General features: G+C 70.6%; 20 protein-coding genes, 1 tRNA gene and 1 riboswitch. Of the genes, 11 read left to right on the plus strand and 10 right to left on the minus strand.

Annotated features, from left to right (window positions below; genetic code table 11):
• Positions 1-244 precede the first annotated feature (244 nt).
• A riboswitch (cyclic di-AMP (ydaO/yuaA leader) is annotated at positions 245-412 on the plus strand.
• A 7-nt stretch (positions 413-419) separates the two neighbouring features.
• The 5 genes from SL103_RS03795 to SL103_RS03815 all read left to right on the plus strand — a co-directional run bounded on the left by SL103_RS03795 (position 420) and on the right by SL103_RS03815 (position 4,958).
• Positions 420-1,085, plus strand: coding sequence for a transglycosylase family protein (locus tag SL103_RS03795; protein ID WP_069567348.1), 666 nt, complete (start codon positions 420-422; stop codon positions 1,083-1,085).
• A 357-nt stretch (positions 1,086-1,442) separates the two neighbouring features.
• Positions 1,443-2,732 (plus strand): phosphopyruvate hydratase, encoded by a 1,290-nt coding sequence (gene eno, locus SL103_RS03800; protein WP_033266550.1) that lies wholly within the window; start codon positions 1,443-1,445, stop codon positions 2,730-2,732.
• 167 nt (positions 2,733-2,899) lie between these two features.
• Positions 2,900-3,352 carry an FtsB family cell division protein gene (locus tag SL103_RS03805; RefSeq protein ID WP_069567350.1) on the plus strand — a complete coding sequence of 151 codons (453 nt, stop codon included), beginning with the start codon at positions 2,900-2,902 and terminating at the stop codon, positions 3,350-3,352.
• Between the two features lie 113 nt (positions 3,353-3,465).
• Positions 3,466-4,008, plus strand: coding sequence for a DUF501 domain-containing protein (locus SL103_RS03810; RefSeq protein WP_069567352.1), 543 nt, complete (start codon positions 3,466-3,468; stop codon positions 4,006-4,008).
• On the plus strand, positions 4,005-4,958 hold the full coding sequence (locus SL103_RS03815; protein WP_069567354.1) for a Ppx/GppA phosphatase family protein: 954 nt from the start codon (positions 4,005-4,007) through the stop codon (positions 4,956-4,958). Before SL103_RS03810 ends, SL103_RS03815 begins: the two co-directional genes overlap by 4 nt.
• A 51-nt stretch (positions 4,959-5,009) precedes the next feature.
• Here SL103_RS03815 and SL103_RS03820 read toward each other — a convergent pair whose 3' ends face one another.
• The gene (locus SL103_RS03820; protein WP_069567356.1) at positions 5,010-5,279 is read right to left on the minus strand and encodes a type II toxin-antitoxin system RelE family toxin; all 270 of its coding nucleotides are present in this window, start codon (positions 5,277-5,279) and stop codon (positions 5,010-5,012) included.
• Positions 5,276-5,548, minus strand: a complete 273-nt coding sequence (locus tag SL103_RS03825; protein WP_069567358.1) for a type II toxin-antitoxin system Phd/YefM family antitoxin — start codon at positions 5,546-5,548, stop codon at positions 5,276-5,278. Before SL103_RS03825 ends, SL103_RS03820 begins: the two co-directional genes overlap by 4 nt.
• Before the next feature lie 508 nt (positions 5,549-6,056).
• Here SL103_RS03825 and SL103_RS03830 point away from each other — a divergent pair.
• Together SL103_RS03830 and SL103_RS03835 are read left to right on the plus strand one after the other, a co-directional pair.
• On the plus strand, positions 6,057-7,439 hold the full coding sequence (locus SL103_RS03830) for an NAD(P)/FAD-dependent oxidoreductase (protein ID WP_069567360.1): 1,383 nt from the start codon (positions 6,057-6,059) through the stop codon (positions 7,437-7,439).
• Positions 7,440-7,639: 200 nt separating this feature from the next.
• Positions 7,640-8,953, plus strand: a complete 1,314-nt coding sequence (locus SL103_RS03835; RefSeq protein ID WP_069567362.1) for an SAM-dependent methyltransferase — start codon at positions 7,640-7,642, stop codon at positions 8,951-8,953.
• A gap of 350 nt (positions 8,954-9,303) precedes the next feature.
• On the opposite strand, the gene SL103_RS03840 is transcribed toward SL103_RS03835, so the two are convergent.
• Positions 9,304-11,838, minus strand: coding sequence for an ABC transporter permease (locus tag SL103_RS03840; protein ID WP_069567363.1), 2,535 nt, complete (start codon positions 11,836-11,838; stop codon positions 9,304-9,306).
• A 50-nt stretch (positions 11,839-11,888) separates the two neighbouring features.
• Positions 11,889-12,671 (minus strand): ABC transporter ATP-binding protein, encoded by a 783-nt coding sequence (locus SL103_RS03845; RefSeq protein ID WP_069567365.1) that lies wholly within the window; start codon positions 12,669-12,671, stop codon positions 11,889-11,891.
• A 473-nt stretch (positions 12,672-13,144) separates the two neighbouring features.
• Between SL103_RS03845 and SL103_RS03850 the strand changes: the two genes are divergently transcribed.
• A tRNA-Leu gene (locus SL103_RS03850) sits at positions 13,145-13,226 on the plus strand.
• A 117-nt stretch (positions 13,227-13,343) separates the two neighbouring features.
• On the opposite strand, the gene SL103_RS03855 is transcribed toward SL103_RS03850, so the two are convergent.
• Together SL103_RS03855 and SL103_RS03860 are read right to left on the minus strand one after the other, a co-directional pair.
• Positions 13,344-14,513, minus strand: a complete 1,170-nt coding sequence (locus tag SL103_RS03855; RefSeq protein WP_069567367.1) for a glycosyltransferase — start codon at positions 14,511-14,513, stop codon at positions 13,344-13,346.
• The gene (locus SL103_RS03860; RefSeq protein WP_069567369.1) at positions 14,513-17,359 is read right to left on the minus strand and encodes a bifunctional glycosyltransferase/CDP-glycerol:glycerophosphate glycerophosphotransferase; all 2,847 of its coding nucleotides are present in this window, start codon (positions 17,357-17,359) and stop codon (positions 14,513-14,515) included. The genes SL103_RS03855 and SL103_RS03860 overlap by 1 nt, the downstream gene beginning before the upstream one ends.
• A 528-nt stretch (positions 17,360-17,887) precedes the next feature.
• Here SL103_RS03860 and SL103_RS03865 point away from each other — a divergent pair.
• Entirely contained in the window at positions 17,888-18,730 is an 843-nt protein-coding gene (locus tag SL103_RS03865) for a Bax inhibitor-1/YccA family protein (RefSeq protein WP_069567371.1), read from the plus strand.
• Positions 18,731-18,846: 116 nt separating this feature from the next.
• Here the strand turns inward: SL103_RS03865 and SL103_RS03870 are convergent, their stop codons facing one another.
• Entirely contained in the window at positions 18,847-19,074 is a 228-nt protein-coding gene (locus SL103_RS03870) for a DUF4287 domain-containing protein (protein ID WP_006605171.1), read from the minus strand.
• A 98-nt stretch (positions 19,075-19,172) separates the two neighbouring features.
• Between SL103_RS03870 and SL103_RS03875 the strand changes: the two genes are divergently transcribed.
• Positions 19,173-19,520: a hypothetical protein gene (locus tag SL103_RS03875; RefSeq protein WP_069567372.1), complete on the plus strand. Its 348-nt coding sequence runs from the start codon at positions 19,173-19,175 to the stop codon at positions 19,518-19,520.
• A gap of 19 nt (positions 19,521-19,539) precedes the next feature.
• Here SL103_RS03875 and SL103_RS03880 read toward each other — a convergent pair whose 3' ends face one another.
• The 3 genes from SL103_RS03880 to SL103_RS03890 all read right to left on the minus strand — a co-directional run bounded on the left by SL103_RS03880 (position 19,540) and on the right by SL103_RS03890 (position 23,575).
• Complete coding sequence (locus SL103_RS03880; RefSeq protein ID WP_069567373.1) at positions 19,540-20,502, minus strand: hypothetical protein; 963 nt, start codon at positions 20,500-20,502, stop codon at positions 19,540-19,542.
• A gap of 650 nt (positions 20,503-21,152) precedes the next feature.
• Positions 21,153-22,373 (minus strand): acetyl-CoA C-acetyltransferase, encoded by a 1,221-nt coding sequence (locus SL103_RS03885; RefSeq protein ID WP_069567374.1) that lies wholly within the window; start codon positions 22,371-22,373, stop codon positions 21,153-21,155.
• A gap of 188 nt (positions 22,374-22,561) precedes the next feature.
• The gene (locus SL103_RS03890) at positions 22,562-23,575 is read right to left on the minus strand and encodes an SGNH/GDSL hydrolase family protein (RefSeq protein WP_079145555.1); all 1,014 of its coding nucleotides are present in this window, start codon (positions 23,573-23,575) and stop codon (positions 22,562-22,564) included.
• A 194-nt stretch (positions 23,576-23,769) separates the two neighbouring features.
• Here SL103_RS03890 and SL103_RS03895 point away from each other — a divergent pair, with 194 nt between their 5' ends.
• Complete coding sequence (locus tag SL103_RS03895; protein WP_069573379.1) at positions 23,770-25,158, plus strand: cystathionine beta-synthase; 1,389 nt, start codon at positions 23,770-23,772, stop codon at positions 25,156-25,158.
• Positions 25,159-25,466 lie beyond the last annotated feature (308 nt).

The following is a 25,466-nucleotide window of genomic DNA, read 5'->3' on the forward strand; positions in this document are numbered from 1 at the left end:
TCTTTGCCCCGGTGCGGGGAAAGTGAGACAAGCGTCTCTTTGCGCCGCGTGGGACCCGGTCCGTCCGTACTCGGGGTACCGGGTCCCACCTGCGGAGATGTGACCTCTCCGTGATCAAAAGCGGTCAACTGGGTCCAGATGCGGGGGTTTGAACATCAACGGGCTTCTGCTTACGGTCATGACCGCTCGCCAAAGCGGGCCCCTTCGATCACACGCCGAATCCTGCCGGTGGTCGGAGGCAGTTGACGCGCAAGCGCCGAAGGCAGGAGCGGGGGAACCAAGGTAGGCGCCGGCCCGGCCCGTGAAAGCGGGTCAGCCGGCTTGGGGTGAAGCCCGGTGCCCACGGCACCGGCCGGGCGACTCATCAGTCCGAACCCGACAGCTCACCTCGTAGGCGTCGGTGAGGAAACGAACGAACCATGCTGATCTTCAAGGGCAAGCACCGTCGTCCCTCCAAGGCCGTCCGCGTCGCCACCCTCGCCGGTGTGGCCGGTGCCGCCGTCGCCGTCCCGCTGATGGGCGCCACCTCCGCCTCCGCCGCCTCGGTCGCCACCTGGGACAAGGTCGCCCAGTGCGAGTCCGGTGGCAACTGGTCGATCAACACCGGTAACGGCTACTACGGTGGCCTGCAGTTCTCCAACTCCAGCTGGGCCGCCGCCGGTGGCACCCAGTACGCGGCGCGCGCCGACCTGGCCACCAAGTCCCAGCAGATCGCCGCCGCCGAGAAGCTTCTCGCCATCCAGGGCCCCGGCGCCTGGTCCTGCGCCGGCGCGGGCGGCCTGACCTCCGGCGGTCCGTCCCCCGACGTCGACACCTCCGGCTCCTCCGCGCAGACCAAGTCCGCGCCCCAGCAGGACCAGGGCAAGGTCGAGGCGAAGAAGGCCCCGGCCGCTCCCGAGCACGCCTCGCGCTCCACCGAGCGCAAGTCCCTGGGCCACGGCAACTACACCGTCAAGGCGGGCGACACCCTCGCCAAGATCGCCAAGGCCCACGGCACCAACTGGAAGTCGGTCTACGCGGCCAACAAGTCGGTCATCGGCGGCAACCCGAACCTGATCTTCCCCGGCCAGAAGCTCGAGGTCTGAGCCGTCCCCGCACCGGGACTCCTCCCGGGCCCGGGCGGCGGGCCCTGAGGAGCCCGGTCCGGACGGCGGGCCCCGGCCCTGCCGGAGCCGGCCTCCCGATACAGCCCCGCCGCGGCGCACCCTCCCCCGGGCGCCCCGCGGCGGGGCTTCTCCGTCCACCCCCGCGCACACGCCCCTGACCGGCACCTTCCCGCGTTTTTCCCGTTCGGCGAACAATGCTGCGGAAAGTCCGTGAACTGGGCTTTCGGGAAGCTTTCCGGGCCGTTCCGTCCCACAGAGCGGGCCGCGCGCAAGCGGACGAGCTCGGGGCCGTTAGGCTCGTGCTGCAGAACTCCAGACACCCATGAAGGAGACAACGTGCCGTCCATCGACGTCGTCGTAGCCCGCGAAATTCTCGACTCGCGAGGTAATCCCACGGTCGAGGTCGAGGTCGGCCTCGACGACGGCAGCACGGGCCGTGCCGCCGTGCCGTCCGGTGCCTCGACCGGCGCCTTCGAGGCCATCGAGCTCCGCGACGGCGACCCGAACCGCTACCTCGGCAAGGGCGTCGAGAAGGCCGTCCTCGCCGTCATCGAGCAGATCGGCCCGGAGCTCGTCGGCTACGACGCGACCGAGCAGCGGCTGATCGACCAGGCCATGTTCGACCTGGACGCCACCGACAACAAGGGCTCGCTCGGCGCCAACGCCATCCTCGGCGTCTCCCTCGCCGTCGCGCACGCCGCCTCCGAGGCCAGCGACCTCCCGCTGTTCCGCTACCTCGGCGGCCCGAACGCGCACGTGCTGCCCGTGCCGATGATGAACATCCTGAACGGCGGCTCGCACGCCGACTCCAACGTGGACATCCAGGAGTTCATGATCGCGCCGATCGGCGCCGAGTCCTTCTCCGAGGCGCTGCGCTGGGGCGCCGAGGTCTACCACACCCTCAAGAAGGTCCTGAAGGAGCGCGGGCTGTCCACCGGCCTCGGCGACGAGGGCGGCTTCGCCCCGAACCTGGGCTCCAACCGCGAGGCGCTCGACCTCATCCTTGAGGCCATCACGCAGGCCGGTTACGCCCCGGGCCAGGACATCGCGCTCGCCCTGGACGTCGCCGCCTCCGAGTTCTACAAGGACGGCTCGTACGAGTTCGAGGGCCAGACCCGCTCGGCCGCCCAGATGACCGAGTACTACGAGGAGCTCGTCGCCGCGTACCCGCTGGTCTCCATCGAGGACCCGCTGTTCGAGGACGACTGGGCCGGCTGGAAGGTCATCACCGACAAGCTCGGCGCCAAGGTCCAGCTGGTCGGCGACGACCTGTTCGTCACCAACCCCGAGCGCCTCGCCCGCGGCATCGAGGAGGGCTCCGCCAACGCGCTGCTGGTGAAGGTCAACCAGATCGGCTCGCTGACCGAGACCCTGGACGCCGTCGAGCTGGCCCAGCGCAACGGCTTCAAGTGCATGATGTCGCACCGCTCCGGCGAGACCGAGGACGTCACCATCGCCGACCTCGCCGTCGCCACCAACTGCGGCCAGATCAAGACCGGCGCCCCGGCCCGCTCCGAGCGCGTCGCCAAGTACAACCAGCTGCTGCGCATCGAGGAGATCCTCGACGACGCCGCGGTGTACGCCGGCCGCTCGGCCTTCCCGCGGTTCCGTTCCGCGAACCAGTAGGCACAGCGCTCCGCCGACCGGTCAGCACGAAACGGCGTTCCCCGGGAACGGCTGATCGGCTGACGTTACGGCCGAGCACCTCGTACGTCCCCGGCGACGGTCCCGTACCGTTGCCGGGGACGTACGTGCTTGATGCAGACCGGCGTCAGCCGGCGAGGGGAGACGACGTGCCCGCGGACCGGTTCTCGACCGCGACCCGACTCAAGGCGCTCGGTGAGCAGGCCGCCGCCCGCGTCTACCGCGCCCGTCCGGCCCGCCGCAACCGCCTCACCGGCCGTGCCGCGCTGCTGGCGCTGGTGATGTGCTCCCTGGTCGTGGCGCTCGCGTACCCGATAAGGCAGTACGTCTCCCAGCGCTCCGACATCGCCGACCAGCGCCGCAAGGCCCAGGACGCCGGCGCCGCACTGGAACGGCTGCGCGAGCAGAAGGCCCGGTGGCAGGATCCGGCGTACGTCCGCCAGCAGGCCCGGCGGCATCTGCACTACGTCATGCCGGGCGAGACCGGCTACCTCGTCCGGGACGGCTCGGGCACGAGCGCCGCCCCCAAGGGCTCGCAGGCCGCGCAGCGCCCCTGGTACGAGAACCTGTGGAGCGCGGTCGACGCGGCCGACAAGCGGTAGCGGCCGCACCGCCGGGGTGCCCCGGCCCGTACCGCAGGCCCGCGCGGGGCCGTACTGTCGACAGGGACGGCGGCCCGTACCGCCGCCCCACCACCCACTCACCGAAAGCGCACATGGAAACCCCTCCGCCCCAGACCGAGCCCACCGAGCCCACCGCCGCGGACATCGCCGCCTTCAAGCAGCAGCTCGGCCGCCCGCCGCGCGGCCTGCGCGCCATCGCGCACCGCTGCCCCTGCGGGCAGCCGGACGTCGTCGAGACGGCGCCGCGCCTCGATGACGGCACGCCCTTCCCCACGCTCTACTACCTCACCTGCCCGCGCGCGGCCTCCGCGATCGGCACGCTGGAGGCCAACGGCGTGATGAAGGAGATGAGCGAACGGCTGGCGACCGACCCGGAGCTGGCCGCCGCCTACCGCGCGGCCCACGAGGACTACATCCGGCGCCGCGACGCCATCGAGGTGCTCCAGGGCTTCCCGAGCGCGGGCGGCATGCCCGACCGGGTCAAGTGCCTGCACGTGCTCGTCGGCCACTCGCTGGCGGCCGGGCCGGGCGTCAACCCGCTCGGCGACGAGGCGCTCGCGATGCTGCCGGAGTGGTGGAAGAAGGGGCCGTGCGTGAACCCGTGCGGCGGGAGCGACGAGGGAGAGTCCGAGTGAAGCGCGTCGCGGCCGTCGACTGCGGTACGAACTCCATCCGGCTGCTGGTCGCGGACGTCTCCCCGGAGACCGGCGAGCTGAAGGAACTCGACCGCCGGATGCAGATCGTCCGGCTCGGCCAGGGAGTGGACCGCACCGGCCGGCTGGCGCCCGAGGCGCTGGAGCGCACCTTCGCGGCCTGCCGGGAGTACGCCGCGGTGATCAAGAGCCTGGGCGCCGAGCAGGTCCGCTTCGTGGCGACCTCCGCCTCCCGTGACGCGGAGAACCGCGAGGACTTCGTCCGCGGCGTGGTGGACATCCTGGGCGTGCGGCCTGAGGTGATCACGGGGGACCAGGAGGCGGAGTTCTCCTTCAACGGCGCCACCAAGGAACTGCTCGGCCGGGCCGACCTGGCCAGGCCCTTCCTGGTGGTGGACATCGGCGGCGGCTCCACCGAGTTCGTCCTCGGCGACGAGGCGGTACGCGCCGCCCGCTCGGTCGACGTCGGCTGCGTCCGGATGACCGAGCGGCATCTGGTGCACGGCGACGAATTCACCGATCCGCCGACCGCGGGTCAGGTCGAGGCGATGAAGGCCGACATCGCCGCGGCGCTGGACCGGGCCGAGGAGACCGTCCCGCTGCGCGAGGCCGCCACCCTGGTGGGCCTGGCCGGCTCGGTCACCACCGTCGCCGGCATCGCGCTGGGCCTGGACCACTACGACTCCGACGCCATCCACCACGCCCGGATCCCGCTGGCCAAGGTCCGCGAGATCACCGAGCACCTGCTGTCCTCCACCCACGCCGAGCGCGCGGCCATCCCCGTCCTCCACCCCGGCCGGGTCGACGTGATCGCCGCGGGCACGCTCGTACTGCTGTCGATCATGGAGCGCACGGGCGCCGAGGAGGTCGTCGTCAGCGAGCACGACATCCTGGACGGCATCGCCTGGCACGCGGCACTCGACGACGCGTGACCCTCTGGCTGTGAGGCGACCCGGAGTCTCAGGGCTCCGGGTCGCCTGCTCTCAGGTGGTGCGGTAGACGTCGCGCCGGTCGCCGATCTTGACGACGAGGATGATGAGTTCGCCGTCTTCGACCTGATAGGCGACCCGGTAGCTGCCGACCCGGAGCCGATAAAGGCCCGACGGGCCGGTGAGCTTCTTGATGTCGGCGTCCTCACGGTACGGATCGTCGCCGAGCGCGGTCAGCGCGGCCAGGATGCGCATGGCGGCAGGCCGGTCGATGGCTCGAAGTTGCCGCTGTGCCGCTGTGGTGAACCGGAACGCGTACTTCACGTCGCGCCTTCGGAGGGCTCGGTGAACAGGTCTGCCAGCAGCTCGGCCATGGTTACGGTCGGGCCGCCCTCGGCCAGCACCGCTTCCGCCTCCCGGGCCAGCAACACATCGGCTGCCTCCTCAAGCGCGTCGAAGTCCGCGATCGGCACCACGGCCGCCACCGGTATGCCATTGCGGGTGATCACTGTGGGTGAGCCCTCCTCGGCACGATTGATGTGGTCCGCCAGGTGTGCACGGGCTTCCCGTACGGTCACAGTGCTCTCAGCCATAAGGGAAGTGTACGCACCCCTGTGTACACGCGCTGCTCGGAGTGGATGACGCTTTGGGGATGATGATCGACGTCGTCGCCGGGCAACGGCCTCTGCCGGCCGGGCTTTTGAGCGGGGCGGACGCCCTTCTGAGCGGCTTCCGGGGGGTCTCACGGGGCTTCGCGGGGGAGTCCGGGAAGAAAGTTCGTGAAATCCTTCACATGAAAAAGCCTCCTGTTGGGCGAACAATCTGATCGTCCGACCGTCATTCGAAGGTTCCGGGGCCTCTCGACCCCGGGATTGCGCGGGTTCCGATAGTCCGGGGGAGTGGCCGCGGGAGGCCCGATCGCCCCGTCGCGGGGCCGACAAGCCCTGATCAACGGGGGTCTCCAACGCCTCGCGTACTACGGTGGTTCCGTTTCCCGCTATGGCGTCGGTCACGAAGCCGGCGGAGTGTAGCAGATACCCCCTCGGTCCTTGTGAAGGGGCTCACGAGCGACCCCCCATGTGGGGGTGGATACTCGATTGCATGAGCACCACGGAGCGTCCCAGGATCCTCGTAGTAGGCGGTGGGTACGTAGGCCTGTACGCAGCTCGGCGCATCCTCAAGAAGATGCGCTACGGCGAGGCGACCGTCACGGTCGTCGACCCGCGGTCGTACATGACCTATCAGCCCTTCCTCCCCGAAGCCGCCGCCGGCAGCATCTCCCCCCGGCACGTCGTCGTCCCGCTGCGACGCGTGCTGCCGAAGGCGGAGGTCCTCACCGGCCGGGTCACCACCATCGACCAGGACCGCAAGGTCGCCACGATCGCCCCGCTGGTGGGCGAGGCGTACGAGCTGCCCTTCGACTACCTCGTGATCGCCCTCGGCGCCGTCTCCCGGACCTTCCCGATCCCCGGCCTCGCCGAGCAGGGCATCGGCATGAAGGGCGTGGAGGAGGCCATCGGCCTGCGCAACCACGTCCTGGAGCAGCTGGACAAGGCTGACTCCACGACCGACGAGGACGTCCGCCGCAAGGCGCTGACCTTCGTGTTCGTCGGTGGCGGCTTCGCCGGCGCGGAGACCGTCGGTGAGGTCGAGGACATGGCCCGCGACGCCGCGAAGTACTACAACAACGTGAAGCGCGAGGACATGCGCTTCCTGCTGGTCGACGTCGCCGACAAGATCCTCCCCGAGGTCGGTCCCAAGCTCGGCGCCTACGGCAAGGAGCACCTCGAGGCCCGTGGCGTCGAGGTCTACCTCAAGACCGGCATGGACTCCTGCGTCGACGGCCACGTGAAGCTCAACAACGGCCTCGAGGTCGACTCCAACACCATCGTGTGGACCGCGGGCGTCAAGCCCAACCCGGCGCTGGCCCGCTTCGGCCTGCCGCTCGGCCCGCGCGGTCACGTCGACACCGCCCCCACCCTCCAGGTGCAGGGCACCGACTACATCTGGGCCGCGGGCGACAACGCCCAGGTCCCGGACCTGGTCGGCCGCAAGAACGGCAACGAGAACGCCTGGTGCCCGCCGAACGCGCAGCACGCGCTGCGGCAGGCCAAGATCCTCGGCGACAACGTGGTCTCCGGCATGCGGGGCTTCCCGCAGAAGGACTACAGCCACGCCAACAAGGGTGCGGTCGCCGGTCTCGGCCTGCACAAGGGCGTCGCGATGATCGTCATGGGCAAGGTGAAGATCAAGCTCAAGGGCCGTCTCGCCTGGTACATGCACCGCGCGTACCACGGCATGGCGATGCCGACGTTCAACCGCAAGATCCGGGTCTTCGCCGACTGGACGCTGGCCATGTTCCTGAAGCGCGAGGTCGTCTCGCTCGGCGCCATGGAGAACCCCCGCGAGGAGTTCTACGAGGCGGCCAAGCCGGCCCCCGCGCCGGCCGCCGCCGGCGACAAGCCGAAGGCCAAGGCTTCCTGAACCACCGGTCGGGTACTCCGACCAGCCCGAAGGGCGTCCGCCATCCGTGGGGCGGGCGCCCTTCGGCGTGTGCGCCGTGGCGAAATGCGGGCGGTTTGCGGTTCCCTTGCGTGTGAACGGGACTATCCGGGCGCCTTCTTGGCGTTTTAGGTGGTGGGTGAATCTTCTTCGCCCGACTCGTCAACACGGAGGTGTGCGACATGGCCGACGCCGCTGGACGGCTCACCAAGCTCGCCGAGGAGGTACTGGGAAAGCCGCTCCCGGTGCGCATCCGCGCCTGGGACCGCAGCGAGTCCGGCCCGCCGGGGGCACCCGTGCTCGTCATCCGCCATCGCCGCGCGCTGCGCCGGCTGCTGTTCAAGCCCGGCGAACTGGGCCTGGCCCGCGGCTGGGTGGCCGGTGACCTGGACATCGAGGGCGACCTCTACGAGGCGCTCGATCTGCTTGCCGGGCTGCTCTGGGAGCGCGACGCGGCCACCGCATCGCCGCGGGCCGCCGCGCTGCGCGCCCTGGCCCGCCCGGAGCTGCGCGCCGCCGCCCGGGAACTGCTGGCCCTGGCCGGCGCCCCCGTACCGCCCACCCCGCCCGCCGAAGAGGTCAGACGCCGCCGGGGACCGCTGCACACCCTGCTGCGTGACAAGGAAGCCATCAGCCACCACTACGACGTCGGCAACGACTTCTACGCGCTGGTCCTCGGCCCGTCCATGGTCTACTCCTGCGCGTACTGGGGGACCGACGAGGACCCCGCCGCGAGCCTGGAGGACGCCCAGCGCGACAAGCTCGACCTGATCTGCCGCAAGCTCGGCCTCAAGGAGGGCCAGCGGCTGCTGGACGTGGGCTGTGGCTGGGGCTCGATGGTGCTGCACGCCGCCCGCGAGTACGGCGTACGGGCCGTCGGCATCACCCTCTCCGAGGAACAGGCCACCTTCGCCCGCAAGCGGATCGCCGAGGCCGGGCTCGCCGACCGGATCGAGATCCGGGTGCAGGACTACCGCGAGATCAAGGACGAGCCGTTCGACGCCATCTCCTCGATCGGGATGGCCGAGCACGTGGGCCGGGCCCGGTACGCCGAGTACGCGAGCGCGCTGTACGCGCTGCTGAGGCCCGGCGGACGGCTGCTCAACCACCAGATCGCGCGGCGGCCGGTGGTCGACGAGGCGTCGTACCGCGTCGACGATTTCATCGACCGCTACGTCTTCCCCGACGGCGAGCTGGCACCGCTCGGGCGGACGGTGGCCCAGCTGGAGGACGCCGGGTTCGAGGTACGGGACGTGGAGGGAATCCGGGAGCACTACGCCCTGACGCTGCGGCAGTGGGTCGCCAACCTGGAGCAGCACTGGGACGCGGCGGTGCGCCTGACGTCCCCGGGACGGGCGCGGGTCTGGCGGCTCTACATGGCGGCGTCGGCCCTGTCCTTCGAGCGGAACCGCATAGGAGTCAACCAGGTCCTGGCAGTCCGCACCCCGGACTCGGGAACGTCGGGCCTACGCCTTCGCGAACGTAGCTGGGGCTGATCCCACGTTGTTGTCCGTCCTGCCGTGGGTGTTGCTCGCCGTTGCTCCCCCACTGCCTGAAGGGCGTGGGAGGTACCCCCAGCGGCGGGCGTGGGTGGTCGGGTGCGGTGCCGCTCCTCCGGACTTCGTCCTGCGGCGCGGCCCCTCCCGTAGTGGGAGAAGTAAAGGCCGGTGGGGGCGAGCGTGATCATTCACGCTCGCCCTTACCGGCCTTCAAGATTCCCTCCCATGGGAGGGGACGGACCGCAGGACGAAGTCCGGAGGGCCGGCACCGCACCCGACAACAACCCGGCCCGCCGCAGGCGCCACGGAGAGAAACCACCACGGCGGGACGGAAAACAACGTGGGAACTACTCGGCCTTAATGGCCGCCAGCATGTTCAGCCGCGCCGCCCGGCGGGCCGGCCAGAGGGCGGCCAGGACGCCGACCAGGGCGGCCAGGCCGAGGAAGACGCCCATCCGGCCCCACGGCAGGACCAGTTCGTACGTCGGCATGGAGCTGCCGATCAGTTCACCGGCCGCCCAGCCGAAGAACACCCCGAGGCCGATGCCGAGGACCCCGCCGAAGAGGGAGATGACCAGGGACTCCAGGCGCACCATGCGCTTGATGCCGCGGCGGTCCAGGCCGATGGCGCGCAGCATGCCGATCTCCTGCGAGCGTTCGAAGACCGACATCGCCAGCGTGTTGATGACGCCGAGCACCGCGACGATCACGGCCATGGCCAGCAGCCCGTAGAGCATGTTCAGCAGCAGATTGATCATCTTCGCGATGCCGTCGGTGACGTCCTTCTTGTCGGAGACGGAGATCGCCGGGTTCTTGCCGAGTGCCTTGACCAGCGTGTCCTTGGTGGCGTCGGTGGCGCCGTGCTTCGTCTTGACCATCACCTGCAGGTCGGTGAGCTGCTTCTGGTGCGGCGCCAGCGTTGCGTTGTCCAGGAGGATGCCGTGGATCATCTGGTTGCCCCGGTAGACACCGGAGACGGTCAGCGTGCCCTTCTTGCCGTCCTCGAACGTGACCGGGAGGCGGGAGCCGGGGTGCCAGCCCTGCTTCGCGGCGGTGATGTCGTCCACGACCGTCCGGCCGCCGCGCAGGTCGCCCAGCGCGCCCTTGGTGAAGTCGAGCCGGGTGAGCTTCCCGAAGTCCTTGCCGTTGACGCCGGTCAGGTACTGGGGGGCGGTGCCGATGCGGGACGGGGAGTTGCGCAGCGGGCTGACGGCGGTGACCTCGTCGAGGCTGCCGAGCTTCTTTGCCACGTCCGGGGAGAGCGGCGTGTGGGTGGCCATGGAGACGACGTAGTCGGCCTTGAGTGAGGCGGTGGCCATCTTGTCGATGCCCTGCTGCACGCTGCCGGCGATCACCGTCAGGCCGGTGATCAGCGTCAGCCCGACCATCAGCGCGGAGGCCGTGGCGGCCGTACGGCGCGGGTTGCGGACCGCGTTCTGCCGGGCGAGGGTGCCGGAGATCCCGAAGGCGCGCAGCACGGGCGCGGCCAGCGCGATCAGCGGGCGGGACAGCAGCGGCGTCAGGACGAACACGCCGATCAGCAGCAGCACCGCGCCGCCGCCCATCACGGCCTTGCCGTCGGACATCCCGGTGGCGACCAGGACCCCGGCGACACCGGCGCCCGCGAACAGCGCGCCGACGGTGTTGCGCACGACCAGCGACTTGGTGGTGGCGGCGGCGTGCACGCTGCTCATCGCGGCGACCGGCGGGATCTTCGCGGCGCGCCGGCCGGGCAGCCAGGCAGCCAGGACGGTGACGACGATGCCGACCAGCAGTGCCGCCAGTACGGTCGAGGGCGAGACCACCAGGGGGCCGTCGGGGACGGTCGCGCCGGTGCTGCTCATCAGGGCGCGCAGACCGGCGCCGATGCCGATGCCGGCGGCCAGGCCGGTGACCGCGGCGACCGCGCCGACGAGGAACGCCTCCAGCAGCACCGAGCGGGTCACCTGCCGGCGGCTCGCGCCGACCGCGCGGAGCAGGGCCAGTTCCTTGGTGCGCTGGGCGACCAGCATGGTGAAGGTGTTGGCGATGATGAAGATGCCGACGAAGAGCGCGATACCGGCGAAGGCGAGCAGGGCGGTCCGCATGCCGTTCGTGCTCTCGGCGATGTTCTCGGCCTGGTCGGCGGCGAGCTTCTTGCCGGTGGTGGCCTCGGCGCCGTCCTTGGGCAGCACCTTTTCGACGGCGGACTTCAGCGCGGTCTGGGAGGTGCCCGCCGTGGCGCGGACGTCGATCTCGCTGAACGTGCCGGGCGCCGCGAACAGCTTCTGCGCGGTCGGGGTGTCGAACAGCGCGAGGCTGCCGCCGGCCGCGACGGTGCCGTCGTCGGTGGTGAAGACGCCGGTCAGCTTCTGCTCGCGGACCGGCCCGTCGACGGAGATCCGCACGGTGTCGCCGACCTTGTAGCCGGCCTTGGCCGCGGTGTGCGCGTCCAGCGCGAACTCGTGCGGGCCCTCGGGGGCGGCGCCGCTGCGCATCGGGTAGCGGGCGTCCTTGCCGTCCTTGCCGGCGAAGTAGTTGCCGCCGCGGGTGGAGAAGCCGTTGCCGATCAGCTGCCCCTTCTTGTCGGCAATGGCGGTGAAGCCGGAGACGGAGCCGGTGGCGGAGGCCGCGCCGGGCACGTGGGCGGCCTTGTCCAGCAGCTTCTGGTCGAGTGCCGGGGCCGCGCCGGGCGCGCCGGTGCGGCTGTCGGAGGACCGCGGCTGGATGGCGACGTCGACGTTGTCGTAGCCCTTTTGGGAGCTGGCCCGGAACGCGTCGGAGACGGTCGAGGTGAAGACCAGGGTGCCGGAGACGAAGGCCACGCCGAGCATGACGGCGAGGACGGTCATCAGCAGCCGGGCCTTGTGCGCGAGCACATTGCGCAAGGCGGTACGGAACATGAGTGGGTCCTGGAGGAGAGGTCCGGAGGTCGGGTGGCGGCTGCCGCGGGTCAGCTCGTACGGCCCTTGGCGTCGAAGCCCTTCATCCGTTCGAGGACCATGTCGGCGGTGGGGTCGGGCATGTCGTCGACGATCCGGCCGTCGGCGAGGAAGACCACGCGGTCCGCGTAGGCGGCGGCGACCGGGTCGTGGGTGACCATCACCACGGTCTGGCCCAGTTCGCGTACGGAGTTGCGCAGGAAGCCCAGCACCTCGGCGCCGGAGCGGGAGTCGAGGTTGCCGGTGGGCTCGTCGGCGAAGATGATCTCGGGCCGGGAGGCGAGCGCCCGGGCCACCGCGACGCGCTGCTGCTGGCCGCCGGAGAGCTGGCTGGGGCGGTGCTTGAGGCGGCCGCTGAGCCCGACGGTCTCCACCACGCGGTCCAGCCAGGCGCGGTCCGGCTTCCGGCCGGCGATGTCCATGGGGAGGGTGATGTTCTCCAGGGCGGTGAGCGTCGGCAGCAGGTTGAACGCCTGGAAGATGAAGCCGATCTTGTCGCGCCGCAGCTGGGTGAGCTTCTTGTCCTTGAGGCCGGTCAGCTCGATGTCGCCGATGCGGGCGGAGCCCCCGGAGATCGCGTCCAGGCCGGCCATGCAGTGCATCAGGGTCGACTTGCCGGACCCGGAGGGACCCATGATCGCGGTGAACTGGGCCTGCCGGAAGTCGACGGAGACCGCGTCCAGGGCGACCACCTGGGTCTCGCCCTGTCCGTAGACCTTGGTGAGATCCGTGGCGCGGGCGGCCACCGCGGTGGTGCGGCTGGCGGTGGAGACGCCGGAGTGGGTGGTGGTCACGGGAAGGAGCTCCTGTCGCAACGAGGGTGATCGGAGCCGCGGGCGGCCGGGGCGGTGCCACGGACGACGGGCGGACCTTTCCATCGTGGGCCAGGAAAGGGGGCGGGGACGTCAACCCCTGTGACCGTCCTCGGCGACACCTGGGAAGTAGCCGGGGGGTGCTCGGTCATCCCTGGGGAGGAGACGAACCCCGATGCCGCGGCTGGCTCCGCGGCGGCCTCGGGGCGCCACCCGGAGGGGTGACGGGGCCACGGAGGGAGGCATCGAGTTTCCGTCAATTCGGGCACGAATTTGCGCCGCGGCGGGTCCTGGCGGAGCGGGGCATCAGGCATGTGCCTACGGCCTGTACCCAGCGCTGATGCTCCCTCAGTTGCCAATAAAATAAGACAACCTCGGGATGAGCGGCCGAACTGCGTCGTGCGCTGCGGGCTACGCTCGTGCTGCCCTCTTTGAGGTGGCATGGGGGATCCCAGGCCCGGATGGTGGAATGCAGACACGGCGAGCTTAAACCTCGCTGGCCTACGGGCCGTGCCGGTTCAAGTCCGGCTCCGGGCACTCCCGCGAACGGCGGGTCAAAGACAGGCGATTGACTGAATATTCAACGAGGAGGGCCGCCGGTGAATGCCGGCGGCCCTCCTCGCTTTGTTGTGTTGTCGGCGGGTGAGTGTTGCCCTAGCGCTCGACGAGCGCGAACAGGCTCTCCCAGCGGGCCACAATCTCGTCCGTGGAGAACCGCTGGATGTTCTCCCGCGCGGCCTCGCCCATCGCGTCCCGGAGGTCCTTGTCGGACATCAACGTGTCGAGATGCCGGGCGAATTCGGTGATATTGCCCGGGGGAGCGAGGAACCCGTCCTCGCCGTCCGTGATGATCTCGTGCACTCCCGGTGCGACGTCGAAGGCCACACAGGGCACGGCGGTCGCCATCGCCTCCATCGGGGCCAGCGGGAAGCCCTCACCGCGCGAACTCAGCGCGAACACCGCGCTCTCCCGCAGCGCCCCGGGGACGTCGGCGGTCCGCCCCATCCACTCCACCGACGAGGTCACCCCGAGCTCGGCCGCGAGCTTCCGCAGCGCCTCGGCCTCCTCGCCGGAGCCGTAGATCCGCAGCGTCCAGTCCGGGTGCTGCTGCGCGACCTTCGCCCACGCCTCCAGCAGCAGGTCGACGCCCTTCTCCTCGTGCAGCCGGCCGATGCTGACCACGCACTTGCGGGACCGGTCCGAGGGGACGTCGGGGAAGAACGGCAGCGGGTTCGGCATGAAGCCGACGTTGTCCATCCGCTGCCGGATCCAGCGGTCGGCGTCCTCGCGGGTGAGCGTCAGCATCCGGTCGACGTCCGCGTAAAACCGCTTGACCCGGCCGAAGCGGGAGGACTTACGGCAGGTTTCGAACGATTCGTGGCTCATTCCGATCACGGTCAGGCCGGCGGTGTCGGCCAGCGCGACCCACTCCATCGCCCACACCTGGGTGACGATCACGATCCCGCCCGGCTTCGCCGCCCGGAACAGCGCGCTCATCTTGGCCGCCTGCTGCTGCATCCCCGCCTCACGGGCGGCCCGGCGGCGCTGCTCGGCGACGTTGAGCCGGTCCTTGAGGCCGCGTACGGGGCGCACCGATGGCGGGTGCTCGGAGTAGAGGGTGGTGGTCCGGAAGGGCAGGTCGTCGGCCAGCTCGTGGACCCGCCCCTCGGGCGGCGGCACGATGCCGACGATGTGCACCCGGTGGCCCCGCTCGCTGAACAGGCGCGCCATCTGGTGCGACCAACTGGTGATGCCGCCCATCTCGTTGACGCTGTTGGAGACGAAGAAGATGTCCCGCGGCTCGGCTGCGTACGGCTTGGTCATCAACGGCTCCACTGCGCAAAGAACTGGTCGACGATGCTCCGGGCGGCGTCGCCCCGGTCGTATTCTCCGAACTTGGCGACGAATTCCTTACGGCTCTTGGCGTAATCGAGCGGCTGGGACTCGAACGACTTGATCGCCTCGTGGAATTCGTCCTCGGTGCGGACCACCGGGCCCGGCGCGTGCTCCAGCAGATCGAAGTACGTGCCGCGGCCCTCGTGGACGTATTCGTCGTAGTCGTAGGTGAAGAAGACCAGCGGCCGGTCGAGCAGCGCATAGTCGAACATCACCGACGAATAGTCCGTGATCAGCCCGTCGGCCAGCGCCAGGATCGGCGTCACGTCGTGCCGCGCGGAGACGTCGATGACCCGGCCCTGCACGGTCGGCGGCAGCACCACGTGATTGAGGTAGTGCGAGCGCACCAGGAGGACATAGCGGTCGCCGAACCGGTCCGCGAAACGCTCCACGTCGAAGGGCAATTCGAAGCGCCCGTGCCGGCCGCCCGCCTTGCGGAACGTCGGCGCGTAAAGCAGCACGGTCTTGTCCTCGGGAATGCCCAACTCCGCGGCCAGCGGCCCGCGTTCGCGTCGGCCGAGCTCCTCCTCCCGCTCCCGGGCGCGCACCAGTGCGTCGTTGCGCGGGTAGCCCACCCGCAGCAGCGTCCGCTCCTTGAGCCGGAACGCCTTGGCGAGGGTGTGCACGTCGTGCTCGGAGCGGACCAGGAAGCGGTCGAAGCGGTCCAGGGAACGCTGCTGCTCGGCCTGCTGCTGCCGGGTCTGCGCCTTCAGCGACGGCTGGTCGAAGCCCATGTTCTTCAGCGCCGAGCCGTGCCAGGTCTGGAGGTAGGTGGTCTCCGGGCGCTTGGTGAGCTTGAGCGGGTAGCTCTGGTTGTCCACCCAGAACTCGGCCTGCGCCAGCGCCTTGAGGTACGGCAGCGACCAGCGCTTGACGAGGGTGACGTCCTTCGGGAAGTCCTTCGAGGACCCGGCGTACGACCAGATCGCCTCGAAGTCCAGGCCCTGGCGGCGCATCTCCTCGTAGATGGCGCGGGGGCTGTCGCTGTACTGCTTGCCCAGGTGGCTCTCGAAGACGACCGTGCGCTTCTTGATCGGGAGCCGGCTGAACACCTCGTGGTAGGCGCGCAGCTTGTTGTCGCCCGACGTGACCTTCTTGCGCAGCGCCTTCGCCTTGCGGTAGCCGGTCTTGGCCAGCGTCCCCGGCGTGCCGCGCACCCCGCGGGTGATCAGCTCCTGGACGCGCTCGGCGTTGCGGCTCTCACTGACCAGGCGGAACGCCAGGTGCCCCTTCGACGAGGCGTGCGGCTCCAGGTGATCCGCGACCATCCGCGTCAGCCGCGGGCGGACCGGGGGCCCGCCGGCCAGCGGGGTGTCGGCGACGGTCAGCCGGGTCGTGGTGGGCGCCCCGTCCACGTCCAGCCGCAGCCGTACGTCCCAGATGGTGTCGACGATGCCCAGCGGGCGCAGCCGGGCGGTGAGGTCCGCCGCGGCCTCCCAGTGGACGGTGTCACCCTCGTGGCGCAGCGTCCGGACCGGGAACTGGAAGGACTGCAGGCTGCGCCGCCGGGCGCTGAACTCCAGCACGCCCTTCAGGCCGGCGCCCGGCGGGATGACGCCGAGCGGGTTGGTGATCCGTCCGGCCAGCGTGACGGACCCGCCGGACTCGCGGTAGGAGGTCAGCTGGTTGCGCAGGAACAGCTGGTTGACCGGCTTCTCGTGGTAGCCGATGTCGGTGACGTCCAGCACCTCGCGGCCGAACGCGTCGTCGAAGTGCCCGCCGCACCAGTAGATCCGCCCGTCGTGCTCGGCGAGCGGGGAGGAGACCTTGTCGCGGTTGATGAGCGTGTCCACCGCGGGGATCAGGTTGTCCCAGTCACCCTGCTGGAGCAGATACGCGCAGATGGCCTGTATCGGCTGGACGCGCTCGTACGCCTCGGGGGCGATCCCGGCGAGGTAGTCCCGGGAGAGCTCGGCGAACTCGCGACGGTAGGACTCGTCGCGGAACGGCAGGTCCCGCAGGTGCAGCACCAGGTCGTGCTTGAGGAATTTGACGTCCTTGGCGAGCTTCATCTCGCTCAGCCCGCGCTCGGCCAGCAGCGCGTCGATACGCCGGTGGATCTCCAGCCGGTGCGCGTAGTTCGTCATTTCGTGTCGCCGGTTCGTCACCGACTTCACGGCGGCCCGCTCGAATACGTGCCAGAAATAGACCTGATTGGGGATCAGGGTGATGCGCTTCGCCGCCAGATAGGCATCGGCGATAAACATCAGGTCCTCGTAGAACATGCCCTTGGGAAAGCGGAGGTCATGTTCGATGAGGAATTCGCGCCGATAGCACTTGTTCGTGGAGAGGGTGTCCCACACGAACAGGTCCGGCAATTCCGTGACGGATTCGATGGTGCGGGTCGTGGCATACAGCCAGGAATACCACTCGTCCCGCTTCTGGTTTCGGGTGTCCTTGTGCAGTCGCACGCACAGGCCGGAAACGATGTCGGAGTCGGTTTCCTCGGCGGCCTCCAGCATATTCCGGCACGCATTGACCTCCAGGACGTCGTCACTGTCCAGGAACATGACGTAGCGGCCCTCGGTGTGCTGGATACCGGCGTTGCGCGGCTCGCCGCCGGCGCCGCTGTTCTCCGGCAGCTGGAAGGCCCGCACCCGCCCGGGGTGGGTGGCCGCGAGCTGCTGGGCGACTTCGAAAGAACGGTCGGTGCTGCAATCGTCGACGATCACCACCTCGACGTCCCGGAGCGTTTGGTCCAGTACGGACTGGACCGCGGTCGGCAACCGGTCGGCGTCGTTGTAGACGATGACGACTACTGAGACGTCAGGCACAGGGACCTCAACCCTCTTTCGCTGCTGTTTCCCGCCAGAATAGCCCTATGTGTACCCTCGGTTTAAACCGATCGCGCCCAAGGCGCTACGCACAGTGAGTAACCGGCGCATCGGGGAGGGCACTCCGGCGTTCGGACCATGACCACTCGTCATCCGGAGGTCCCCCGCCAGGGTCCCGGCCGGAGGAGAAGACGGCCGCTCCGGTGAATCGGTTGCCTGGGCCCGGTGTGACCTGCGTTGCGATCAGGTATTCATCGGACGCGGCGCGGGGCGGTGCGGGGAAGAGAGGGGATGTAGGGGGAAGCGGAGGGAAGAAGGCCGAAGTGGGGGGAAGCGACGGGAAATAGCGGTTCGTGTACGGCGGTGGTCGCACCGCCGGGCACCTCCGCGCCCTCCCGTACGTCCTCCTCTTGGCGGATGCGTCACCCCCGGATCGGGGAAAGATCCTGCTCAAGAACTAGCGACGTGTCTTTGCCAAGCCATTACGCTTGCCGTCAAGGCCGCGCAGGGCGGCCATGGAGGAGTGAGATGAGGAGCAGTAACCCGGTCTTCTCGCGACGGGGCTTCAGCCGCGACACCGGCTACGCGGGCTTCAACGCACCGCCGCAGGCCGGGGGCCCCACCGCGAACCCGTACGCCGGCACGAACCCCTACGCCCAGGGCGCACAGCCCACCACCCAGGCACCGCCGCAGTACGTACCGCAGACCCGCCCGATGACGATGGACGACGTCGTCACGCGCACCGGGCTGACGCTCGGCACGGTCGTCGTCGGTGCCACGCTCGGCTGGCTGTTCCTGACCGAGAACCTCGGCTTCGCCGTCGGCGCCGGCCTGGTCGCGATGGTGCTGGGCCTCGTCCAGTCCTTCAAGCGCAAGCCGTCGCCCGCGCTGATCCTGTCGTACGCCGTCCTGGAGGGTGTCTTCCTCGGCGCGCTCAGCGGCTACCTCAACGGCCTGCCGAAGATGAACGGCGCCCCCATGCAGGCGGTGCTGGGCACGATGGCGGTGTTCGTCGCGATGCTGGTCGCCTACAAGACGCGGATCGTGCGGGTCACCGCCCGCTTCACCCGCTTCGTGCTGATCGCGGCCCTGGGCTTCGTCCTGCTGTCGCTGGTCAACCTGGCGTTCATGGCCTTCGGCGGCGGGGACGGCCTCGGCTTCCGCAGCGGCGGCCTGGGCATCCTGTTCGGCGTCGTCGGCGTGGTGCTCGGCGCGCTGTTCCTGGCCCTGGACTTCAAGCAGGTCGAGGACGGCATCGCCTACGGCGCCCCGCGTGAGGAGTCCTGGCTCGCGGCGTTCGGCCTGACCCTCACCCTGGTGTGGATCTACATGGAGATGCTGCGGCTGATCTCGATCCTCCGGGGCGACTGACGCCGCACGGCGTCGCGGGACATCCGGGCGAAGGGCCCGCAGGCACTGCCTGCGGGCCCTTCGCCCTGTCTGTCGCGTGTCCCGAACCGGACCCGGCCGAAGGCCGTCATCGCAGGTCAGAACTTCCGCGCAGCGCGCCTGAGGTCGTGTTCGTGGACGATCGCCTTGGCGTGCCCGTACGCGAGGTTGTGCTCGCCACGGAGCCAGCTGACCTTTTCGTCGAAGCGGAAGAGAGCGGGGCCTTCGTCAACGGTGCGGAGCCAGTCGGAGATTTCCCGGCCGGTGCAGTGCGGGATACGGGAGAGCATGTTCCGGTGGGTCTCTTCGGAGAAGAGCTGAGACATCGGCGCCTCCGGACGCGGTCGATGCTGGTTCTTCAGCACACCGTGCCTGAGCGTTCCGCCGTTGGCAACCACCCGGGAGTGGCGCATAGGCTCACGACGTGCTTGACGTGACCCCTTTGCAGACCGCCGTGGACGCCCTCGCCGACCGGCTCCGGACCCTGCCGCAGAGCAGGCTCGACCAGGGCGCGGCGGCCGAAGCGCTGGCGCTGGCACGGCAGTTGGCGGCCCGGGCGCAGCTGATCGAGCGGCCCGGAGAGACGCCGTACGAGCTCCCGGACGCCGGGATGTTCGCGGCCGGCGACCAGCTGGCGGTGGCCGGCCACGACCTCGTCGAGGCGCTGCGGACCGCGGCCGGCCGCCCGGTGGACTCTGACGCGAAAGTGGCCCCCGCCGACGAGCTGGCGGAGGCCGTGCGATGCGTACGGGCGGCGGCGGAACGCTGCTAGGGCCGCGCGCCGCCGCGGGTCAGAGTGAGGCGATGACGCGGTCGGCGAGCAGGTAGACGCTCTCCTCGCGGCCCTCGCCCCAGGAGAAGGTCAGCGCGTACCCGCCGGAGACGCCGGAGCCGCCCAGCAGCACCGGGGTGAGCCCGGCGCGCAGCGCCTCGGCGACCTGCTCGGCGGCCTCGCGCTGCCCGGGCGTCAGGCAGAGCGTGGTGCCGTCGGCGAAGACGTAGACGTCCAGGGTGCCCAGCGGGCCGGGGCGGACATCGACGACCGCGGTGCGCTCCTGCGCCAGCTCCTCCAGGCGCGCGACCGTGCGCTCGTGGTCGCTGATCACCGGGGAGGGCGTGAAGTCGGGGTGCGAGGGGTGGCGCCGGCGGGCGGCGGCCAGCTCGGCGGACTCGGTCTCCTCGACGGGCTCCAGCTCCGGCGCGTCCAGGGAGTCCAGCGCCTCCACCGACTCCAGGGTCTCCATCGCCTCCAGGGCGTCCGGGCCCAGCAGCGGCTCGATGCCGGCGAAGTCCGCCTGGCGGGGCAGGAACGGCTGGGTGTCGAGCCGGTCGAACTCCGGCCGCTCGGGCAGGTCGCGCTGGTCGGCGCGGGCGTCCAGCGGGCCCTCGTCGCCGAGGCCGGCCAGACCGCCCAGCAGGGAGGGGGCGTCGGCGGCGTCCCGGGCCTCCTGCGCGGCCCAGAAGGCGCGGGCCTCGGCCAGCTCGCGTTCCCGCTCCTCGGCCAGCGCGTCGGCGACCGCGGCACGTATGTCCGCGAGCGGGGTCTCGGCGGGCGAGGTGCGGGCGGCCGGAATCGCGGCGGTCGCCCCGTCCACCGCCTCGGCGCGTGCGGCGGTGTCCTGGCGTGCGGCGACGAGCTCGGCGTGCAGCTCGGCGAGCTGGCGGCGCAGCGCGCGTGCGGTGCGCAGCGCGGCGACGCCCAGCGCGACGGCGGCGGTCGCGGCCAGCAGCAGGACGAGGGTGGTGACGCTCATGCGGAAACCTCGCTTCGTTCGGGCGCGCACGGACGAGGCGCGCACCCTCGGGTGATCCGCTCGCTCATGCGTCCTCCCCACTTCGCTCGGCGGCCCACTTCCCACGGGCCGTGCATCGGTACATGGACTTCCCCCGCCACTTCGGTGGGGGCGACCCCCTTGATGCACTCGCTCACGGAATGACTTCCGGTGGCGGCTCGCTCACCGGCGGACTCCCGTTAGCAGAATGTTCTCCGACTTCCTACATCAGCCTGCCGGGGGTCGGCGACCGCTCCCAGTGCACTATGTCCCGAAATGCAGGGGGCTTTGGGCCTCGCACGCCGGAGCGAACCCGTGTTGACCTGCAAGAACGCGGTGCCGCCGGGGCGTTGGTCACAATCCTGGGGGAGATTGGGTCGCGATCTTGTTAACGCGTGACACGGCTCACGCCGGGGTAGCCGCCCGTGTCCGCACAGGCACGAAGGGTGTGCGCGGGGCGGAAGTTGGTCCGTTTCGCGCACACCCTTGGCTCCGCGGAGGGCACACTCGCCGACCCTCCGCTGCGACTCGGCTCAGCCGCGCGTGCCCGTGGTCGCGCTGAGCTTCGCCTCCGCTGCGGGCAGGTGCCGGGCACTCGTTCCTCGCGCCCGGCCCCAACCCTCCGCTGCGACTCAGCTCAGCCGCTCGATGACCATCGCCATGCCCTGGCCGCCGCCGACGCACATCGTCTCCAGGCCGAACTGCTTGTCGTGCCACTGGAGGGAGTTGATCAGGGTGGTGGTGATGCGGGCGCCGGTCATGCCGAAGGGGTGGCCGACGGCGATCGCGCCGCCGTTGACGTTCAGCCGGTCCAGGTCGATGCCCAAGTCCCGGTAGGAGGGGATCACCTGGGCGGCGAACGCCTCGTTGATCTCGACCAGGTCGATGTCGGAGACCGAGAGCCCGGCGCGCTGCAGGGCCTGCTTGCTGGCCTCGACCGGGCCGTAGCCCATGATCTCGGGGGACAGGCCGGAGACGCCGGTGGAGACGATCCGCGCCAGCGGCGTCAGGCCCAGCTCGCGCGCCTTGGTGTCGGACATGATCACCAGCGCCGCCGCGCCGTCGTTCAGCGGGCAGCAGTTGCCGGCGGTCACCAGGCCGTCGGGGCGGAAGACCGGCTTGAGGCCGGAGACGCCCTCGACGGTGACGCCGGCGCGCGGGCCGTCGTCCTGCGAGACGACCGTGCCGTCGGGCAGCGTGACCGGGGTGATCTCCCGCGCCCAGAAACCGTCGTTGATCGCCTTCTCGGCGAGGTTCTGGGAGCGGACGCCGAACTCGTCCATGTCCTGGCGGGTGACGCCCTTGAGGCGGGCGAGGTTCTCCGCGGTCTGGCCCATCGCGATGTACGCGTCCGGGATCAGGCCGTCCTCGCGCGGGTCGTGCCAGTCCGCGCCCTCCTGCTCGGCGCGGGCCGCGGTACGGGCCTCGGCGTCGGCGAAGAGCGGGTTGTGGGTGTCCGGGAGGCCGTCGGAGCTGCCCTTGACGCTGCGCGAGACGGTCTCGACGCCGGCCGAGATGAACACGTCGCCCTCACCGGCCTTGATGGCGTGCAGCGCCATGCGGGTCGTCTGGAGCGAGGAGGAGCAGTAGCGGGTGACCGTACAGCCGGGGAGGTGGTCCATCCCCATCTGGACGGCCACGATGCGGCCGAGGTTGTGGCCCTGCTCGCCGCCGGGCAGGCCGCAGCCGAGCATCAGGTCGTCGATGTCCCTGGGGTCCAGCTCGGGGACCTTGGCGAGGGCGGCCTCGATGATCTTCGCGGTCAGGTCGTCCGGACGCAGGTCCTTGAGCGAGCCCTTGAAGGCGCGGCCGATCGGGGAGCGGGCGGCTGAGACGATCACGGCTTCGGGCATCACGGCTCCAAAGGAGAGAGAACGCAGGACTGTGAGGGAAGTTACCTGCGCGTACTGCGGAGGTCACGGGGTGCGGCCTGTGATGCGGGCCTCTTTTCTAAGCGGGCGCTTATGGGAACGGGCGGGGGCCGCCGGGTATTCCCGACGGCCCGGGGCGCTCCCGTACGGCCCCGGGCCCGGCCGGGGCCTCAGCGGCCGATCGACGAGGGGTCGGTCGGCTCCCCGGACGGCAGCTGGCGGCGCCTGCGGTGCTTGAGCAGCGCCCAGGGCGCACGGGAGGCGGTGACCTCCGTACCGCCCTCGGACGCCGCCTCGGCGGCCGCCTGCTCGACCGGCAGCAGACCCTCGCCGCGGGCCGGCTCCGGCCGCTCCCCCTCCGGCCACAGCCCCAGTGCCGCGCACAGCGTCGGCAGGACGGCCATCGCGGCGGTGGCGTAGCCCTCGGCCGACGGGTGGTAGTTGTCCGGCCCGAACAGCTCGCGGGGGCGCGCCTCGAACTCGGGGCCCAGCAGATCGCCCAGCGAGACCGTACGGCCGCCGCTCTCGATCACCCCGATGGTCTGGGCGGCCGCGAGCTGCCGGGACAGCCGCCGGGCCACCCAGCGCAGCGGCTGGTAGACCGGCTCGATGGTGCCCAGATCGGGGCAGGTGCCCACCACCACCGCACAGCCCGCGGTGTGCAGCCGCCGCACCGCCTCGGCGAGGTGGCGTACGGACTGCGCGGGCGGCATCCGGTGGGTGACGTCGTTGGCGCCGATCATGATGACGCAGACGTCCGGGGTCCCGGAGCCGTCCGCCAGCATCAGCTCCACCTGGCGCGCCAGGTCGTCCGACTGCGCGCCGGGCAGCGCCACGTTGCGGAAGTCCACGGGCAGTTCGGAGACCGCCGCCAGCCCCGAGGCGAGCAGCGCGCCCGGTGTCTGCGAGGCGCGGTGCACGCCCTGGCCCGCGGCGGTGGAGTCGCCGAGGAAGCCCAGCCGCAGCGGCGGACGGTCGGTGCGATGGCCGAGGGCCGCGCCGTAGCGGCCGTCGGCGCACGGCGGGATGTCGCTGGAGCCGCCGACCGTACGGCGCGCGAGCCGCACCTCGGTCAGCAGCACGCCGACGGCGGCGACGCCGAGCAGCCCGATCCCGCCGCCGCCGAACGCGGCGGCGGTCGCGATCCGCCGGGCCACCCTCGCCCTGGACATCGTCATCGGCATGGGCCGGGCACCTCCCCGTGCAGGGCGGCGCGCCACGGCCGGCGGCCGGGCGCGCTCTTGAATCAGCAAGAACTCCTACAACAGGGTGTTGCCCGTTCCTGCACGGAACGCAACGCACCCTTCCTCCAACGGGCCCGGGCAATAGGCTGGCCGCACGGGCGCAGGAGAGCGTGCCCCCGACCGCGGAGACCACCGTGCAGTTTTACGATTCGATGATTGAGCTCGTCGGCAACACCCCGCTGGTGCGGCTCAACAACGTCACTCGAGGGATCCAGGCCACCGTCCTGGCGAAGGTCGAGTACTTCAACCCCGGAGGTTCGGTCAAGGACCGGATCGCGCTGCGGATGATCGAGGCCGCCGAGCAGTCGGGTGAGCTGAAGCCGGGCGGCACCATCGTGGAGCCGACCTCCGGGAACACCGGTGTCGGCCTGGCGATCGTGGCCCAGCAAAAGGGTTACAAGTGCATCTTCGTCTGCCCGGACAAGGTGTCCACGGACAAGATCAACGTGCTGCGGGCGTACGGCGCCGAGGTGGTGGTCTGCCCGACGGCGGTGGACCCCGAGCACCCGGACTCGTACTACAACGTCTCGGACCGCCTGGTGCGCGAGACGCCCGGGGCCTGGAAGCCCGACCAGTACAGCAACCCCAACAACCCGCGGTCGCACTACGAGACCACCGGCCCGGAGCTGTGGGCGCAGACCGACGGGCGGATCACCCACTTCGTGGCGGGCGTCGGTACCGGCGGCACCATCAGCGGCACCGGCCGCTACCTCAAGGACGCCAGCGAGGGCCGGGTCAAGGTCATCGGCGCCGACCCGGAGGGCTCGGTCTACAGCGGCGGCTCCGGCCGCCCGTACCTGATCGAGGGCGTCGGTGAGGACTTCTGGCCGACCGCCTACGACCGTACGGTCGCGGACGGCATCGTGGCGGTGTCGGACAAGGACGCCTTCCAGATGACCCGGCGGCTCGCCAAGGAGGAGGGCCTGCTGGTCGGCGGCTCCTGCGGGATGGCCGTGGTGGCCGCGCTGGAGGTCGCCGCGGAGCTCGGCCCGGACGACGTGGTGGTGGTGCTGCTGCCGGACAGCGGCCGCGGCTACCTCTCCAAGATCTTCAACGACGAGTGGATGGCCGACTACGGCTTCCTGGAGGAGGGCGGCACCGCCGCCCGGGTCAGCGACGTGCTCCAGTACAAGGAGGGCGCGCTGCCCTCGCTGGTGCACATGCACCCCGAGGAGACCGTCGGCGAGGCGATCGACGTGCTGCGCGAGTACGGCGTCTCGCAGATGCCGATCGTCAAGCCGGGCGCCGGCCACCCGGACGTGATGGCCGCCGAGGTCGTCGGCTCCGTCGTCGAGCGCGAGCTGCTGGACGCGCTGTTCACCCAGCGCGCCTCGCTCACCGACCCGCTGGAGAAGCACATGTGCCCGCCGCTGCCGCAGGTCGGCTCGGGCGAGTCGGTCTCGGACCTGATGGCGGTGCTGGAGGGCGCGGACGCCGCGATCGTCCTGGTCGAGGGCAAGCCCAAGGGCGTGGTGAGCCGGCAGGACCTGCTGGCCTTCCTGGCCCGCGAGGCCGGCAAGTAGCGCCGGTCGCGGCGGCCGTCCCGGTGGCGGCCGCCGCCCGCGCCTGCCGCGGCGTCAGGAAGCCGTCAGGAAACGGGCTGTCGCCGCAAGGTGTACGTATGCGTCATGTGCTCGCAGCACGGGCTTAACACTCGTCGGGCACATTGATGTGCACGGCGATACGGACTTCCGGAGCGGCTCCCGGACCTCCCAGATCGCCGCCCGGATGCGACGACCGGCCCTGACCCGGTGCGCGTCCCTCGCGGGGACCGCCGTCGTCCCGCCCCCGGCTCCGGCCGGGGTGCGGCGGTCCCCGCCACACCTTCCTC

The organism is Streptomyces lydicus (assembly GCF_001729485.1).
GTDB lineage: Bacteria > Actinomycetota > Actinomycetes > Streptomycetales > Streptomycetaceae > Streptomyces > Streptomyces lydicus_D.

Bases quoted from the DNA above. Each gene is read 5' to 3' on its own strand.
- SL103_RS03795 (WP_069567348.1), top strand. From the start codon at position 420: ATGCTGATCTTCAAGGGCAAGCACCGTCGTCCCTCCAAGGCCGTCCGC.
- SL103_RS03810 (WP_069567352.1), top strand. From the start codon at position 3,466: ATGGAAACCCCTCCGCCCCAGACCGAGCCCACCGAGCCCACCGCCGCG.
- SL103_RS03825 (WP_069567358.1), bottom strand. From the start codon at position 5,548: ATGGCTGAGAGCACTGTGACCGTACGGGAAGCCCGTGCACACCTGGCG.
- SL103_RS03830 (WP_069567360.1), top strand. From the start codon at position 6,057: ATGAGCACCACGGAGCGTCCCAGGATCCTCGTAGTAGGCGGTGGGTAC.
- SL103_RS03835 (WP_069567362.1), top strand. From the start codon at position 7,640: ATGGCCGACGCCGCTGGACGGCTCACCAAGCTCGCCGAGGAGGTACTG.
- SL103_RS03840 (WP_069567363.1), bottom strand. From the start codon at position 11,838: ATGTTCCGTACCGCCTTGCGCAATGTGCTCGCGCACAAGGCCCGGCTG.
- SL103_RS03855 (WP_069567367.1), bottom strand. From the start codon at position 14,513: ATGACCAAGCCGTACGCAGCCGAGCCGCGGGACATCTTCTTCGTCTCC.
- SL103_RS03865 (WP_069567371.1), top strand. From the start codon at position 17,888: ATGAGGAGCAGTAACCCGGTCTTCTCGCGACGGGGCTTCAGCCGCGAC.
- SL103_RS03870 (WP_006605171.1), bottom strand. From the start codon at position 19,074: ATGTCTCAGCTCTTCTCCGAAGAGACCCACCGGAACATGCTCTCCCGT.
- SL103_RS03880 (WP_069567373.1), bottom strand. From the start codon at position 20,502: ATGAGCGTCACCACCCTCGTCCTGCTGCTGGCCGCGACCGCCGCCGTC.
- SL103_RS03885 (WP_069567374.1), bottom strand. From the start codon at position 22,373: ATGCCCGAAGCCGTGATCGTCTCAGCCGCCCGCTCCCCGATCGGCCGC.
- SL103_RS03890 (WP_079145555.1), bottom strand. From the start codon at position 23,575: ATGCCGATGACGATGTCCAGGGCGAGGGTGGCCCGGCGGATCGCGACC.